Raw genomic sequence first — 15,745 nt, 5'->3', positions numbered from 1 at the left:
TAAATTACAGGGCATTAAATAGTATGTAAGAGATTTTGTAACTGGCAGGGCAGTTTGAATGATGACCCTGTAAACTATATTTGCTTGTGTCTCGATTCAAATTAGGCTACCTGAAAACTTTCAGGCAGCCTTTCGTGATACGGCTATTCTTTCAGTTTGGCCAACTGTGCTGCTACTTTCGCCATCTTGTCCTGCAACTCGGCCAAATCGGCTTTGTCTTTCTCCACCAGATGGGCGGGGGCTTTGTCGGTGTAGCCGGGTTTGGCGAGCTTGGCGTTGAGTTTGTCGAGGGCTTTTTGCAGCTTCTCGGCTTCTTTGCCCAAGCGTGCGGTTTCGGCGGCTTTGTCGATTTCCACTTTGAGCATCAGGCGGGCGTTTTGGCAGACGGCTACGGGCGCGTCTCCGTCTTCGGGCAGTTTGTCCGTCAGTTTGGCTTCGCTGAGCCGCGCGAGGGCGGGCAGGTATTTGAGGCAGTCGGCCAGGCCGCTGCCGCCTTCGACAAGCAGCGGGGCTTTTATGCCGGGGGCTAATCCCATTTCGCCGCGCAGTTTGCGTACTTCTTCGGTCAGGTCTTTGAGGGCGGCCATTTTTTCAAAGGCGGCAGGGACGATTTTTTCTTGGTCGGCGGCCGGCCATTCCGCCTGCATGATGCTGCCGGTGTGTTTGGCGTTGGCCAGCGGGGCGACGGTCTGCCACAGCTCTTCGGTGATGAAGGGCATAATCGGGTGCAGCAGGCGCAGCATCACTTCGAGCACGCGCACGAGGGTGCGGCGGGTGGTGCGCTGTGTGGTGGGGCAGCCGGTTTGAAGCTGGACTTTGGCCAGTTCGATATACCAGTCGCAGAAGTCGTTCCACACAAATTCATACAGGGCTTGCGCGGCGAGGTCGAAGCGGTAGGTGTCAAAAGCTTCGGTTACGGCGGCCTCGGTTTGTTGGAGGCGGCCGATAATCCATTGGTCGGCAAAGGTGTAGGCCAGCGGCTGGGTTTCGTCTTGGCCGCAGTCGTGGGTTTCGGTGTTCATCAGCACGAAGTTGGTGGCGTTCCACAATTTGTTGCAGAAATTGCGGTAGCCTTCGGCGCGTTTGAAGTCGAAGTTGATGCTGCGGCCGAGGCTGGCGTAGCTGGCCATGGTGAAGCGCAGTGCGTCGGTGCCGAATACGGGAATGCCTTCGGGAAACAGCTTTTCGGTGGCTTTTTTCACTTGCGGCGCTTTTTCGGGGCGGCGCAGGCCGGTGGTGCGTTTGACCAGCAGCTCGGGCAGGCCGATGCCGTCGATCAAGTCCACGGGGTCGATGACGTTGCCCTCTGATTTGGACATTTTTCTGCCTTCGTGGTCGCGCACCATGCCGTGGATGTATACGTCGTGAAACGGCACTTTGCCGGTGAAGTGGGTGGTCATCATGATCATGCGCGCCACCCAGAAGAAGATGATTTCGTAGCCGGTAACGAGTACGGAAGAGGGCAGGAAGGCTTCGAGTTCGGGCGTTTCAGACGGCCAGCCGAGTGTGGAAAACGGCACGAGGGCTGATGAAAACCAGGTGTCGAGTACGTCTTCGTCGCGGGTGAGGCCGCTTTTGCCGGCCAGTTTTTCGGCTTCGGCCCGGCTGCGGGCAACGTAAACGCGGCCGTCTGAATCGTACCATGCGGGAATCCGGTGTCCCCACCAGAGCTGGCGCGAGATGCACCAGTCTTGGATGTTGTTCATCCATTGGTTGTAGGTGTTGACCCAGTTTTCGGGTACGAATTTCACTTGGCCGCTGTCCACGGCGTATTTGGCTTTTTCGGCCAGGCTCATGCCTTGGAACGCGCTTTGCGGCTCGCCGCCGGCGGGCTTGGCGTTCATGGCCACAAACCATTGGCTGGTGAGCATGGGTTCGATAACGCTGCCGGTGCGGTCGCCTTTGGGGGTCATCAGCGTGTGCGGTTTGGTCTCCGCCAGCAGGCCTTGTGCTTCAAGGTCGGCAACGATTTGTTTGCGTGCGGCGAAGCGGTCGAGGCCGGCATAGCTTTCAGGCAGCCTGAAGCCGCTTTGCGCACGGCCTTTGAAGTCGAACACTTCGGCTTCGGCCAATACTTTGGCAGTGAGGTCGAACACGTTGATAAGCGCGGTATCGTGGCGTTTGCCGACTTCGTAGTCGTTGAAGTCGTGGGCGGGCGTGATTTTGACGCAGCCCGTGCCGAAGTCTTTTTCGACGTATTCGTCGGCAATCACCGGAATGCGGCGGCCGGTGAGCGGCAGCAGCAGCTCTTTGCCGATGAGGGCGGCATAGCGTTCGTCTTCGGGGTGGACGGCAACCGCCACGTCGCCGAGCAGGGTTTCGGGGCGGGTAGTGGCGACAATGAGGCCGTCTGAAGGATTGTCGGCCAGCGGATAACGGATGTGCCACATAGAGCCTTGTTCTTCAACGCTTTCCACTTCAAGGTCGGATACTGCCGTGCCCAGCACGGGATCCCAGTTGACCAGCCGTTTGCCGCGATAAATCAAACCCTGCTCAAACAGACGCACGAACACTTCGGTAACGGTTTGGGCGCGGGTGTCGTCCATGGTGAAATATTCGCGCTCCCAATCGGCCGAGCAGCCCATGCGGCGCATCTGCTCGGTAATCGTGCCGCCGGATAGGTTTTTCCAGTCCCACACTTTCTGCAAAAATCCGTCGCGCCCCAAATCACGGCGCGATACGCCCTGTTCGGCCAACTGGCGTTCCACCACAATCTGCGTGGCGATGCCGGCGTGGTCGGTGCCGGGAATCCAGCAGGTGTTGCGGCCTTTCATGCGGTAATAGCGCGCCAAACCGTCCATAATGGTTTGGTTGAAAGCGTGCCCCATGTGCAGCGTGCCGGTTACGTTGGGCGGCGGCAGTTGGATGGAAAATGCGCCGCTGCGGGAAAAATCGGGGCGGAAACGGCCTTGTTCCTCCCAGTTGCGGTAGTGTTTGGATTCGATTTCGGCAGGATTATATTTGTCGAGCATGGCGGATACTTTATATAAAGGAATAAAAGCAGCCGATTATAGCGCAAAGGCCGTCTGAAAAAAGCCGCTCCCGAACGGGCATTCGGGAGCGGCTTAACCGGCGGAAAACGGGAACGGGCTGTACCGTATCAGGGATTGTCGCTGTTTTCGATCTGTTTGAGCAGACGGTGGTAGGTATCGGCCTCCTGCTCTTTCAACAGCTTGAGCAGGCGGTAATCCCTGCCGTTGATTTTTTCCAAATCCATCTGCTCGATATGCACCAAGCGCAGCAGCTCGCGCACAGGCTTGGGCATATTGCGGCCGGATTCGTAACGCGAGCCTCCGGATTGGGTTACCCCGATTTTGCTCCAAAACTCGCTTTGGTTCAGCCCCAGTTTCTTACGTATTTCTCGTATATTGGATAATTGTGGAAATGTAGACATTCTTAACTTCCTTAACAAATCAAATGAATTTTTCTAGTTCGGATGTTCCGAGCCACCTGAAAAGCCGCAGAAAGAAGCGGCGCACCTATTGCACATGTGGGAATTATAGGGACGGGATATTCAGATTTAAATACCTGTTTTCAGCAACTTACTTAAAATTGAAAACTTTGGGAAAGCGGCAACCAAAACCGTGCTTTCAGCTTTCCCCAAGCACAAAAATTAAATTGGGAAAACATATTTTTTCTCAAACAAACCAAACTTGCCATGTAGTATAAAGTAACTTTCATAAAAACAAAAGGTTTTTTTTTAAAACAAATGGTACAAGATGCGATTGCATAAACTAATAACGCCGAGTAATTACCCAGCGTTATTAAGATGGAACGAGCAAGCAGGTTAACGCAATTTAACAGCAGATGCTTTCTTTTCGGATCTTTTGCACGGAGTTGCTTTCCATACCTTGCTAAGGTCTGCCTGTAGCCGGGCTGACGGTAAGGATCTCATATCCTGTTTCCGTAACCAGCACTTCATGCTCCCACTGGGCGGAAAGGCTGCGGTCTTTGGTAACCACCGTCCAGCCGTCATTCAGAACGCGCAAATGGCGTTTGCCCTGGTTAATCATCGGCTCGATGGTAAAAATCATGCCGGGTTCGAGCCGCAGCCCCTGCCCTCTTTGTCCGTAATGCAGCACCTGCGGCTCGCAATGGAAGGCGCGGCCGATGCCGTGGCCGCAAAATTCCTGCACCACCGAATAGCCGGCATTTTCGGCCACCTGCTGGCAGGCATGGCCGACATCGCCGAGTGTGGCACCGGGTCTGACTTCGCCGATGCCTGCCATCATCGCTTCGTGGGTTACGTCGATCAGGCGTTGGGCAACCGGCGAGATGCTGCCCACGGCATACATACGGCTGGAATCGCCGTGGAAACCGTCTTTTTTGATGGTTACGTCAATATTGACGATGTCGCCGTTTTTCAGGGGTTTTTCGTTGGGAATACCGTGGCAGATGACGTGATTGACCGAGGTGCAGCACGATTTGGGATATGGCGGGTCGCCGTAGTTGAGCGGTGCGGGATAGCCGCCCTGTACATTGACGTGGTAGTCGTAGATTTTGCGGTCGATTTCGTTGGTGGTAACGCCGGGTTTGACGAATTGTCCGATATAGTCGAGGGCTTCGGCGGCCAGGCGGCCCAGTTCGCGCATTTTTTCGATTTCTTCGGGGGTGTGGATGATGACTGCCATAGCGTTTTGCCGATGAGTAATAAAAACGGCTGCGATTATAGCGCGAACGGCAGAGGGCTGCTTTGAGGCCGTCTGAAAAGGGAAGATTTGCAGCTGCGGAAAACACAGGCCGTATGCGCCGCAAACGGCACGTTTTCATGGGTGTTTCACAACACAAGGCGGACTGAAATCTTGCAGGCCGCCCTTTGTTGTATAGGACAGGTGCGCAGACAGGCAGCAAAAAAGCCCCATTTGCAGCGGGGCTGTTTTGCCGTCTTGACTGTCCTGAACAGAAGAGTTGCGGCTATGGGCAAACCGCCCTGTTTCAATAATAAATATACTCGTTTTGAATGCTTGCAACAACTTTATTCGCGCATTTGAAGTTTTTATCAAAGCCCGCCCGGCCTGTGGTGCGTTCGTGTCCGTCATCTTCACGGATGCTTTTCGCGCTTTGCAGATTGCCCTGCGTGTCAAATTGGTTATAAGTGCGGATCTGATAATCCAGCATCGGCTTGGCGCGGCTTTTATCGCCATCCCACCATCTTTGTAAAAACGTTTCAAAGCCGCGTTGGTCGTATTCGCGGTAAAAAGTCAGAAAATACGAGCGCATGGTTTTCTTACGCATTACGCCGTTTTTGTCGTATTCGTATTGCACGATTAAAGGGTAATTGCCCCTGTCATGATCATATATCGACAGCAAATTGCCGTGTCCGTCATATTCGTATTCTTTATTGCCGATTTTCACGCTGCCGCTGGTTGCACGCGAGCCGATTACGCGCCCGCTTTCGTCATAGGTAGTCGAACGGGTCAGCGGAAATTCGCTTCTTGCAAACATTTTTTCCACTATCGTTACGTTTGCGGCGTTTTTGTCGGTCAGGACACCGTTTGCATCGTAGACGATTTTGGTCTTTTTGCCCAAAAACTTATCTGATTTTTTGGTTACAACCGTGTTGCCGTCCTTATCTTTTGCATAAGTGTAGCTGTATGCGCCCGTTTTGTCCGTGCTGTGTACCATTCTGTTTTGTTTGTCAAATTCATAAGCGGCAAAATCGGTCAGTTGCGCGTCGTATTCGTGGCGTTGGTACCATGCAAGCCTGCCGAGCGGCGTGAATTTGTAAATCTGCGTATCGGTTTGCGTGATTTTATCGTTGCACTCTTCAAAATGACGCTTGACCGATTTGAATGTTTTAACCTTGCCTTTCAAATTCAATTTTTCCCAATCGCTCGTCGGCTCGGGCATGATGCCCGGAAGCGGCACGGCATAGGCGTTTACGGCCGCCAAAACTGAAAGCGCCAATAAAATTCTCATGTTTTTCCTTAAACTTCATTATGTTCAAGACTCGGCCGGGCGGGAAAAATGCAGGGCGGTAACGGCAAAACCGTGGCGGGAAAACAGCCTTTGCACTTCGGCGGGGGCGGCGGCGGGCAGATCGGCGCAAACGGCGGCGTTTTCGGCGGCGGCAAGTTGCGCCACGGTTTGCAGCAGCAGGGCGGCGCAGCCTTTGCGGCGCATCTTCGGCACGGTGGCTAGGTCTTCGATCACGATGCGCCTGCCTCTGCCCAGAGCGGCAACGGTGCGCAGGCCGCAGACGGCGGCGGCATTGCTTTTTCCTTCTTCAAACACGCCAAACAGGCGGTAGCCGCAGGGACGCAGCGCGGTATCGACCTGTTCGGCAAAGCCCCGTGCGTCGCCCAGCTCGGGATGCAGGGAGGAAAGGGCGGCAAAGGCGGCGGCGGTATCGGCGGCGGCGATTTCGCGCACGGCAAACTGCGGCTCTGCGGCGGGTGCGGCCTGCGGTTCGGCAGGCGGGGTTGCCGGCTGTGGCGGCGCAGGCGGCTGATCGAGCGCGGCCAGAGCGTCGGCATCGAGGACGCGCAAATCGTTGTCGGCGGCAAAGTCCATCAGGAAGCGGAACATGGGCGGATTGATGGTTTCGAGCTGTCTGCCGACGGCAACGCTGCGGATTTTTCCGACCAAAAGCGGGCGGACCCATTGGTGGTAGGAAAGCCGGTGGTCTTTGTCGAAGGAGGAGAGGATGCCGCACAGCCGCTCCGCCCAGTCGCTCGGACGGAAGGTTTTGCCGTTGCCCGTGGTGCCGTAAATGACGATTTCGTCTGGATTGATGGAGTTCATTTCTGCCTCTTTCCTTATGATTTGAAGCGGGAATTATAGCGCAGGCGGATGCGGGCTGCATTGGAGGCCGTCTGAAAAAGCCTGCCGTGTTTCGCGAGGCGGCAAACCTTGTCCGCAGACGAATCCGCGGGCAGAAGCCGGCACAAAAGGCAAAGGTGTTCCGCTTGGGCGCGGCAAGTGCCGTTACGGCCAAAGTCCGGTTTGTTCATGGCTGATGCCGGCCTATCGAAACGGGCGGGAAAGGCGGAAAGAAAACGGTAAGGGAAGAAAAATCGGGATGCGGAAAAAACATTGGCCGTGCTAAAAAACTGGCCGGACAAACGGGAGAGGACGGCGGGAAACCGGTCTTTTCCTCCCAAACGCGCCCTGCGCTCCGTTTGATTCGGCTCTTGGGGCGGCATTTTGGCTGCCCTGCCTTTGCACCGGTTTATCGCCAAAAACGCAAACAGGCCGGGCTGCATATACGGCCTTAGGCAGATACGCGGTTTTCAGACGGCCTGTTTCAGACGGCCTTGAAATATTCCCAAACGGGACGGCAGTTTTCCGGCAGTTCGGGACACGCGCCCAAGATGCCGCCGGAAAAATCGTTCGGGCGGTGGAAATCGCTGCCCGCGCTCGCAAGCAGGCCGTAGCGTTCGGCAAGCTGCGCATAGTTGCGGCGGTCGTTGGGTTGGCAGCTTCCGCTGTGTACTTCGATGCCCGCGCCGCCCAGCGATTTGAATTCTTCAAACAGATTGCGTTTGGCGGTGGCGGAAAAACCGTAGCGCATCGGGTGGGCGATAACGGCCAGGCCGCCTGCGCCATTGACTGCGTTTACACAGTCGGCAAGCGTCGTCCAGCGGTGCGGCACGGCACAGGATTTGCCGTCGCCCAAATATTTGGTAAAGGCCTGCTGCTTGTTGCGGACATGGCCGCCGCCGATGAGAAATTCGGCCAGATGGGTGCGGGAGGCCATTTCTTTGTTTGCCGCCAGCGCAAGCGCGCCTTCGTACGCGCCCGCAATGCCTTTGCTTTCCAGCTTGGCGGCGATGGCTTCCAGCCTTTTCAGACGGCCTTTCCTCACTTCGGCCAGCAGGTTTTGCAGCGGTTCGTTGTGTTCATCGAAATCCAGTCCGACAACGTGTATCGTGCGGCCGCGCCACGTTACCGAAATTTCCACGCCGCTGATAAAGCGCAGGCCGAGTTTTGCCGCTTCGGCGCGGGCTTGGGCAAGGCCGCCGGTGTGGTCGTGGTCGGTAAGCGCGAGCATGGTGCAGCCGTTTTGGTGTGCCAGCCGCACTACTTCGTCGGGATTCAGACGGCCGTCGGACACGGTGGAATGGCAGTGCAGATCTATCATTTCTGTTCTTCCTGCCGCTTGAGCTGCGCTTCATAGGCGGCTTTTTCGCGGCGGTAGATGGCAAACGTGCAGGCATCGCCGCATTCGCTGCCGCAGCATTCCCAGTCTTCGGGCGGTACGGGCTCGGACAGCGGTTTTTCAGACGGCCTGTCGTCATGCGGCGGCATCGGGGTCATATCCATCCGCTATTTCCAATCTTGCGCCGTCCAGTTCGATGATGTCGCCGCCGCGTATTTTCGCTGTTTTGCGGGTTTCCGCCCCGCCGTTACGGCGCACCGCGCCTGCAGCAATCAGGGCTTTGGCCTGCCCGCCGCTCTCGGCAAGGCCGGCGAGCTTCAAAAGGTCGCACAGGGCGATGTATTCCTGATCTTCGAGATAAACTGTTGCCTGCATATGAAATTTCCTCGTTTCGGCTGACGGGTGGAACAGGCCGTCTGAAAAAAATGCGGCGCAGCGGCACCACCGGGTGCTGCAACGCCGCAGATACTTTCCAATCCGTTTCAGACGGCCTGCCGCATCATGCGTCCAGACATTGCAGCTGCTGGAACATGGGCAGGCGGCGTGCTTTAAACTCCTCCGCCTGGCGTTCGATTTCCGCCAGATTGTCGGCATCGCTTTCCAGCGTAACGCCGTCTTTCAGCACTTTCAGGCCGGCTTTTTGCAGGTTTTCCCAAGCAAACTGCGCCCATTTGCCGGAATCGGTTTTTTGGTGGTGCGCCAGCATAAACAGCTTTTCGATATTGTTCGTGCCGAAGCCGCCGCCGCTGACCGGGCTGGCCAGATAGTTTACCCTGCCCTGCGCCCCCTGGTTCAAAACATCCAAGTTGAACCGCCGGCAGCAGGCACGCCGCCGCTTGATTTCCTCTTCGCTCTGGCACAGCACGATGTCGCCTTTGGCCGCCATCAGTGCCAACACGGCAAACAGCGGCGAGGTATCCATTTTGCCTGCCAAACCACGTTCGATGTCGGCCACGCTGTGGATTTTACGGTCTTTCAGATAGTCCAACACCGGACGGTAGAGGTCTTCGCGCAGGTCGGTGCTGTGTATGTAGGTAAGGGTGGGGCTGAAATGTTCGGGATCCGTCAGCAGCATCACGCGCAGCTTGTCCCGGGATTCTTTCAGCCGCACGGCATTCAAAGGCAGCGGGCCTTTCACCCAGTAATCGCGGCGGAACTGGCGGTTGAGCATATAGTCTTTGACGGTTTGGGCGAAATCCGGCCGGCTGATGCCGTTGAAAAACGCCTGCTGTTCGCTGTCGAACAGGCAGTCGGCAAAGTCTTCCAAATAGTGCGTCGAGCAGGCGTAGCTGAGTTTGGCATCGGAGAGCCATTGCGCGATTTGCGAAAAATACATCGGATGCCAGTCTTGGTTGAGATATTCGTGGGCGATGTAATTGGAGTCGTAGTCTTTCAAACTCTGGAAACGCTGCTGGATAAACGGCGCGGTTTCGGTCAGCTTGGGGCTGTATTTGAAAACATTTTCGCCAAACTCCAAAGACTGGGCGATATTCTGATGGCGGCTCTGTCCGCCCGATGCCAGATTTTTTTCGTGTTCCAGCAGCAGGTGGCGTATGGGCGCGTGCGCCGACCAGCCGGGCAGCGTGTTGTAGCTGATATACAGCACGCCGCCGACTTTCAGCTTGCGGCGCAGAAAATCGGTAATGATGCGGCGGTTGTCGTCGGAAATCCACGACCAGATGCCGTGCAGGCCGATATAGTCGAACTGGGGCAGATCGTCGCGGGCGCAAAACTCGCTGAAGCCTTGTTCGGAAAGATTGATTTTGCCGTCGTCGGTGCCGGCGGTACGCGACAGGCTTTCGGCAAACGCCGCCTGCGCGGGATTGAAATCGGTGGCAAACCAGCGGGCCGGCCCGGCGGCGGCATGGATGTTGACCGACACGCCCTGGCCGAAGCCCAATTCGCAGGCATTGGCCACTTGCGGCGGCTCCAGCCCCGCCATTAAAAACGGCATAACCAGATTATTGGGATTGAGCTCGCTGTAATAACCGTAAGTGTAGTTGATGTCGTTTACATAACCTTCCGACCAGTTGGACATTTTTTATTCCTTTGATTTTAAGAGTAACAATTTAAGCGTAACAGGCAGCAGACGCAGGACAAAGTTTTGCTGCGGGCTTGTGCCGCAGCAAAACCGCAGAGGCCGTCTGAAAAACGGTTTTCAGACGGCCTCCGAAGCCGAATCAGCCGACAATCCAGTACAGAAGCTGGACAACGACCACGGTGCAGGCGGCGGCAACGGCATCGTCGAGCATCACACCCAAGCCGCCCTTCACTTTGGCATCCGCCCATTTCACAGGCTGGGGTTTGGCGATGTCGAAGAAACGGAACACCAAAAATCCGATTATCCACCAGCCGAAGCCCTGCGGAATGCAGGCAAACACCATCAGCATGGCGGTAAACTCGTCCCACACAATCCCCTTGTAGTCTTCCCTGCCCAGCTCCTCGCTGACAACGCTGCAAATGACAATGCCGGCGGCAAACAGAACAAACGAAAGTATCAGCAGGCCGATATGGCTGATGCCCATACCGTACAGCAGGCCGGCAACGAACACGGCAGGCAGCGAACCGATGGTGCCGGGCGCGCTTTTTGCCAGGCCCGCGCCGAAGCCCAAGCCGAGCAGCCGCACGGGGCGGCGGGTCATCCATTCCCATGTGGGCGTGATGGGGTTTTGTGTTTGCGACATACGATGTTCCTTCCGTAACAGTGGTTTGAAATCCCCGCCTGCGGGCGGCGGCGGGATGCAGGCCGCATTATAGCGTTTCCCGCCATGCGCTTAAACCGATTCGGCGCATTTCACGCAGGCCGGGCCCTGCGCCGCCGCCAAAAGGCGAAACGGCTGTACGGCGTGAGGACGAAGCTGCCGCCGTCTGCACCGCCCGCTGCCAACACCAGCTTTTTCAGACGGCCTCCGTGCAGCGCGTCCAGAGCGGGGGCAAAGAAACGCCTGTCCCAATCTTCCGGCAGGCTGCGGCCGGATTCGGCTGCGGCAGAGCCTTCGAGAAAAACCAGGCCGTCGGAAACAGGCTGCGGCTGTGCGGCAAACAGGCTTTGCAGCGCATCCCAGTCGGGCGGCACGGCGAAAGCGGCGCGGCCGTCGGGCAGAAAGGCGCAGGAGCGATCGGCGGCAGTAAAATCAAACGGCGACGTGCCCACAGAGTCCTGCCACAGCCACACGCCGTTTACCGGCACGGCGCGGGCGGCATTGAGCGGATGGGTGTGCAGCCACATTTGGATTTCGGTCTGCGCGGCCAGCCAGTCCGGCGGCGCAAGACCTTCGGCGCGTTCCATGCCGTCGGCCTGCCCGTCGGCCGCCCACACCGATGGAACGTCCTGCCAGCCGGGCTGCTGCGGCAGGGAGAGCAGCCACAAATCCGGGCGGCAGGGATGGAAACGCCAGCCCGCATCGGCAAAAAATTCCGTCAGCCCCGCGCACCAGGCGGCAGCCTCGTCCGGCGTGATACCGAGCGTACGCCCGCAAGCCTGATGCGCCTGGTTCATACCCATCTGCTGGCTGACGGGCGCGGCAAGCACGCAGGGTGTCCCGTCCGGCAAACCGGCTTCGGCGGCAAGCAGGCGGCACAGGCTGCCGCGCCACAAAGTGCGGGCGTAAAACGCGGCGGAAGAGGCAGGCGCGGCGGCAAAACGTCCGAAACGCAGCATGGCGGCAAGGGCAGGTGCGGCAGACAGATGTTCGGACGGCCACTCGGGCAGGGAAACGGCGAAAGTCAGATTCATGGCGCAGGCAGTCGGCAAAAAGCGGCATTTTACGCGCTTTTGCCCGCCGCATCGGACGGAGGAAAACGGCCTGTGGTATACTTTGCCGCTGATTTTCAAATAAAAAATATTAAATTTCAAATAGTTGATAAATCCGTTTGCCCATACGGCACAGGAAAGAGATGGACAAAGATTTACCCCGCCGCCTTTGGCGGCATAAAAACGCCCGCCGCATATCGGCAGGTCTTGCGGCTCTGCTCCTCGGCACGGCCGCCTGGTACGCCCTTACCGCGCCGCAGGAAGTCGTGCCGCAAAGCCGCACCGTCGTGCAGGAAATGCCGCCTTTTCAGACGGCCTCTGCGGCGGAAAGCAAAAGCAGCTACTGGCTGGAAGAAGCCGTACACGAAGGCGACACCCTCGAATCGATGCTCAAACGCTACGGCCTCTCCGACACCGACATCGCCAACGCCCTGGGCAAAGACGGCGCAGACAAAAAACTGCTGCGCCTGCACCCGGGTCAGACCGTCAGCGTGCTGATGGACGGCAGCGGCGGCCCCGCCGCCATCCAGTTTTTCAACGACGACGACAACGGCGAAAAAAACCTCATCGCCCTGGGCAGGGTCAAAGGGAAATGGCAGGCATCCGCCTCCGAAATCGAAATGAAGACCCTGCCGACACTGGTGTCCGTCGTCGTGCGCACCTCCGCCAAAGGCTCGCTGGCACAGGCCGGCGTGGGCGTGGAGCTGCGCGAACTGCTGCGCGACATCTTCCGCGAACAGTTTGACGTGGACAGCCTGAAAGAAGGCGACCAAATCCGCCTGTTTTACGACACCATGTATTTCCGAGGCCAGGAAATGGGCAGCGGCGACATCCTCGGCGCGGAAATCGTCAGAAGCGGCAAAACCTGGCGCGCCTACTATTACGACAAAGGCGACGGCACGGGCGGCTACTACAACTACGAAGGCGAGCCGCTCAAATCCGAAAACGCCAACGGCAGCTTCGTCTATATGCCGCTGCAAAACTACACCCGCGTCTCCTCGCCCTACGGCATCCGCGTCCACCCCATCCTGCACACCGTCAAAATGCACACCGGCATCGACTACGCCGCCCCGACCGGCACACCCGTTTACGCCCCTGCCGACGGCACCATCTCCTTCAAAGGCTGGAAAGGCGGCTACGGCCACACCGTCGTCATGGAGCACGGCGGCGGCGTGGAAACCATCTACGGCCACCTCAGCGCGTTTTCCCCCGCCGCAGGCCGCGTGCGCGCGGGCGAAGTCATCGGTTTTGTCGGCACCTCCGGCCGCTCCACCGGCCCGCACCTGCACTACGAAGCCCGTATCAACGGCCAGCACGTCAATCCCGCCACCGTCGCCCTGCCCACGCCGAAAATGGAAAAAATCAGCATGGGCCGCTTCCTGCGCCAGCGGCAGCACACCGAAGACATCATGGAAGCCGTGGCCGGCCTGCCCGTTACGGCAGCACAGATTTTCTAAATTTTCTAAACGGCAGATACGGTTTGAGGCCGTCTGAAAACCTTGCAAAACAGGTTTTCAGACGGCCTCTGTTCCTTCTCCCGCCTGCGGTGGAGGGTTGGGGCGGCGGGCGGCTGGGAAAACGGGCGGCAGCTTGATTCCCTCCCCGTTTACGGGGGAGGGTCAGGCCGCATCATTGCCGTGTTTCTGCCCAAACACTTGATTCCCTCCCACGCGCAGACGCAGGGAGGGAGCAGATTCGCAGCGGTTTCAGCGGTTTCAGACGGCCTTTTAGTTTGTCCTGCCAACCCCCGCGTAGGGTGTGTCGCCCAAAGGCGACGTACGCGGATTTGCGGTTTGGTCGGAAAGGCTGCTTGTAAAATAAAGAACGCGTGCGTCGCTACGCGACACACCCTACCGGCAGCGCAGATTTTTTTAAACGACGGAGGCCGTCTGAAAAACAAGGTTTGGATTTTCAGACGGCCTATTGGTCGTGCGGGATTTTCATGGTGTCAGCGTGGCTTATGCGCAAATCTCTTCCACCGTTTTGCGCGGCGCGTAGGGCATGGGCTTGCCGTAGCCGATACGCAGCAGGATTTGCGGGTAGCCGCCCGCCAGATAGGGTTCGGTTTGCAGGCGTTGGCGCAGTGCCGCTATTTCGCAGGGCTGGTTGAGGAAGGCATGGGCGATGCCCGCTTCGGTGAGTTGCAACAGCAGCCGTTGCAGCAGGCGGCCGCAACGCAGCCAAGTGGCGCGGTCATCGGCGCGGCTGTCGAGCAGAACAAGATGCGAGGAGGAGGCAATATTGGCGCTATCGAGGCGGTTTTGCCGTTTGTCGTTGAGCATGCTACGCACGATGGGGCGCGACAACCACGCGGGCAGCGCCGGTGCGCCGATAACCGCGTAGCTGATGCCGCTGCGCGTCGCCTGCACTTGCTTGGCGTTGAAGCGCAGCCAGGAAAGCAGTTCGGCTTTGAAAGCGGGGTCGGCCATTTGCACACGGTTGCCCGCCATAATCTGTTCGCAGAGTTGCGCGCTTTCCGCGCTGCCGACGGGGAAGGCTTGCAGGCGCAGCCCGTCTTCTTGTTTGCAGGCGGTGAGGATGGCTTGCAGGGTGTCGGCGGGGATGGCGCGGCCGTCGTAGGCGCTGCGGTTGGTCTGGCTACACTCGATATAGGCGGCCAGCGGTGCAGGCGCGATGTCGGCACTTTTTTCCAAGGCGATGGCGATACCGCCGTCTGCCGCTTCATGAATATCCGTACGATAACCACGCGCGGCGGCGGCAAGGCAGAGGTTTTCCAGCGCGCAGCCAAGGCTGATAAAAAGTTCGCGCTTGTCGGGGTCAACGATGGGCAGCGCTTGGCGCAAGTCGGGATAGAGGACGATTTCCTCCGCACGCACGGCAAAGCGCCACGGTTGGCTGTTATGACCGGACGGCGCTTTGCCTGCCTGTTCAATGATGTAGTGGTAATCGGCGTTCATCGGTGCTCCTCTATTAACGAAAAGCCAAATAAAAAATCCGCCCGCTATCCGCATGACGCGTAGGGTGTGTCGCCCCAAAGCGACGCACGCGTTTCCGGACATAACGCAAAGGCCGTCTGAATATGCTGTGGCGCAAAACACGTGCATGGCAGAGCCGCACATCTTGCTGAACGGCAAAGGCCATATTGGTGCAAAGGCCGCCTTGATGTATGCGCCGCCTACCAGTCCGCCGCGATCCGCCGCGCTTCTTCCAGCCGCTGCGGTGTGCCGACATCGAGCCACAGTCCCCGGTGGCGGGTGCCGCGCACTTGGTTTTTTGCCATAGCCTGCCGCAGCAGGGGGGCGAGTTTGGCGGCTTGGTGGGGCGGGGTGGCGGAAAACAACTCGGGGCGGTAGAGGCCGCAGCCGGCAAATGTGAGCCGCATGCTGCCTTGCCCTTCGGGACGGACGAGGCCGTCTGAAAAAAGGGAAAAATCGCCTTCGGGGTGGTGCGGCGGGTTGGCGGCCAGCCACAGGTGCGCCAGTCCGTCCGCCAGCATGGCTTCGCTGCCGCGCACGGCGGCGGAGAAATCGATGTCGGCGAGAATGTCGCCGTTGACGACGAGGAAGGGCTCTCCGCCCAGCAGCGGCAGGGCGGTGGCGATGCCGCCTGCGGTTTCGAGACCCTGCCCGCCTTCGGGCGAGTAGGCGATGCTTACGCCGTAGGCCGCTCCGTTGCCGAGCCGCTCTTCAATCAGGCTGCCGAGCCAGGCGTGGTTGATGACGATTTCTTCGATGCCGGCCGCTTTGAGGCGGCGCAAATGCCAGCCGATCAGCGGTTCGCGCCCCGCCTGCAACAGGGGTTTGGGCGTGGTGTCGGTGAGCGGGCGCATTCTTTCGCCGCGTCCTGCGGCAAGTATCATGGCTTTCACGGTTTGTCCTTTCGGTGGTTGGAGGCCGTCTGAAACGGCTCTGTCCGCAGGGCTGGTTTTG

At 58.3% G+C, this 15,745-nt stretch carries 14 protein-coding genes; 1 reads left to right on the top strand and 13 read right to left on the bottom strand.

The window, feature by feature from the left end; all coding sequences use genetic code 11:
• Positions 1 to 143: 143 nt before the first annotated feature.
• From DYE40_RS03475 to DYE40_RS03425, 11 genes are all read right to left on the bottom strand, one after another.
• Entirely contained in the window at positions 144 to 2,972 is a 2,829-nt protein-coding gene (locus DYE40_RS03475) for a valine--tRNA ligase (protein WP_115307749.1), read from the bottom strand.
• Between the two features lie 128 nt (positions 2,973 to 3,100).
• Positions 3,101 to 3,394 (bottom strand): helix-turn-helix domain-containing protein, encoded by a 294-nt coding sequence (locus DYE40_RS03470; RefSeq protein ID WP_115307748.1) that lies wholly within the window; start codon positions 3,392 to 3,394, stop codon positions 3,101 to 3,103.
• 460 nt (positions 3,395 to 3,854) lie between these two features.
• Positions 3,855 to 4,631 carry a type I methionyl aminopeptidase gene (gene map / locus DYE40_RS03465; RefSeq protein WP_115307747.1) on the bottom strand — a complete coding sequence of 259 codons (777 nt, stop codon included), beginning with the start codon at positions 4,629 to 4,631 and terminating at the stop codon, positions 3,855 to 3,857.
• A gap of 304 nt (positions 4,632 to 4,935) precedes the next feature.
• On the bottom strand, positions 4,936 to 5,919 hold the full coding sequence (locus tag DYE40_RS03460) for a hypothetical protein (RefSeq protein WP_147286568.1): 984 nt from the start codon (positions 5,917 to 5,919) through the stop codon (positions 4,936 to 4,938).
• Positions 5,920 to 5,943: 24 nt separating this feature from the next.
• The gene (locus DYE40_RS03455) at positions 5,944 to 6,744 is read right to left on the bottom strand and encodes a DUF3579 domain-containing protein (RefSeq protein WP_115307745.1); all 801 of its coding nucleotides are present in this window, start codon (positions 6,742 to 6,744) and stop codon (positions 5,944 to 5,946) included.
• Positions 6,745 to 7,246: 502 nt separating this feature from the next.
• Positions 7,247 to 8,083, bottom strand: a complete 837-nt coding sequence (locus tag DYE40_RS03445; RefSeq protein WP_115307743.1) for a PHP domain-containing protein — start codon at positions 8,081 to 8,083, stop codon at positions 7,247 to 7,249.
• On the bottom strand, positions 8,080 to 8,259 hold the full coding sequence (locus tag DYE40_RS12195) for a hypothetical protein (RefSeq protein ID WP_147286567.1): 180 nt from the start codon (positions 8,257 to 8,259) through the stop codon (positions 8,080 to 8,082). Before DYE40_RS12195 ends, DYE40_RS03445 begins: the two co-directional genes overlap by 4 nt.
• The gene (locus tag DYE40_RS03440; protein WP_115307742.1) at positions 8,237 to 8,476 is read right to left on the bottom strand and encodes an RNA-binding S4 domain-containing protein; all 240 of its coding nucleotides are present in this window, start codon (positions 8,474 to 8,476) and stop codon (positions 8,237 to 8,239) included. Before DYE40_RS03440 ends, DYE40_RS12195 begins: the two co-directional genes overlap by 23 nt.
• Positions 8,477 to 8,600: 124 nt before the next feature.
• Positions 8,601 to 10,139, bottom strand: coding sequence for a class I SAM-dependent methyltransferase (locus DYE40_RS03435; protein ID WP_115307741.1), 1,539 nt, complete (start codon positions 10,137 to 10,139; stop codon positions 8,601 to 8,603).
• Positions 10,140 to 10,281: 142 nt separating this feature from the next.
• The gene (locus DYE40_RS03430; protein WP_115307740.1) at positions 10,282 to 10,785 is read right to left on the bottom strand and encodes a phosphatidylglycerophosphatase A family protein; all 504 of its coding nucleotides are present in this window, start codon (positions 10,783 to 10,785) and stop codon (positions 10,282 to 10,284) included.
• Positions 10,786 to 10,895: 110 nt separating this feature from the next.
• Entirely contained in the window at positions 10,896 to 11,957 is a 1,062-nt protein-coding gene (locus tag DYE40_RS03425; protein WP_245944054.1) for a hypothetical protein, read from the bottom strand.
• A 41-nt stretch (positions 11,958 to 11,998) separates the two neighbouring features.
• On the opposite strand from DYE40_RS03425, the gene DYE40_RS03420 reads away from it, so the two are divergent.
• Positions 11,999 to 13,312 (top strand): M23 family metallopeptidase, encoded by a 1,314-nt coding sequence (locus tag DYE40_RS03420; protein WP_115307739.1) that lies wholly within the window; start codon positions 11,999 to 12,001, stop codon positions 13,310 to 13,312.
• Positions 13,313 to 13,813: 501 nt separating this feature from the next.
• On the opposite strand, the gene DYE40_RS03415 is transcribed toward DYE40_RS03420, so the two are convergent.
• Together DYE40_RS03415 and murU are read right to left on the bottom strand one after the other, a co-directional pair.
• Positions 13,814 to 14,773 carry an Acg family FMN-binding oxidoreductase gene (locus tag DYE40_RS03415; protein WP_115307738.1) on the bottom strand — a complete coding sequence of 320 codons (960 nt, stop codon included), beginning with the start codon at positions 14,771 to 14,773 and terminating at the stop codon, positions 13,814 to 13,816.
• A gap of 218 nt (positions 14,774 to 14,991) precedes the next feature.
• On the bottom strand, positions 14,992 to 15,684 hold the full coding sequence (gene murU, locus DYE40_RS03410; RefSeq protein WP_115307737.1) for an N-acetylmuramate alpha-1-phosphate uridylyltransferase MurU: 693 nt from the start codon (positions 15,682 to 15,684) through the stop codon (positions 14,992 to 14,994).
• Between the last annotated feature and the right edge of the window lie 61 nt (positions 15,685 to 15,745).

Origin of the sequence: Kingella potus (assembly GCF_900451175.1) — a bacterium.
In the GTDB taxonomy this organism is placed as follows: Bacteria; Pseudomonadota; Gammaproteobacteria; order Burkholderiales; family Neisseriaceae; genus Neisseria; species Neisseria potus.
This window is presented reverse-complemented; position numbering and strand designations above follow the sequence as displayed.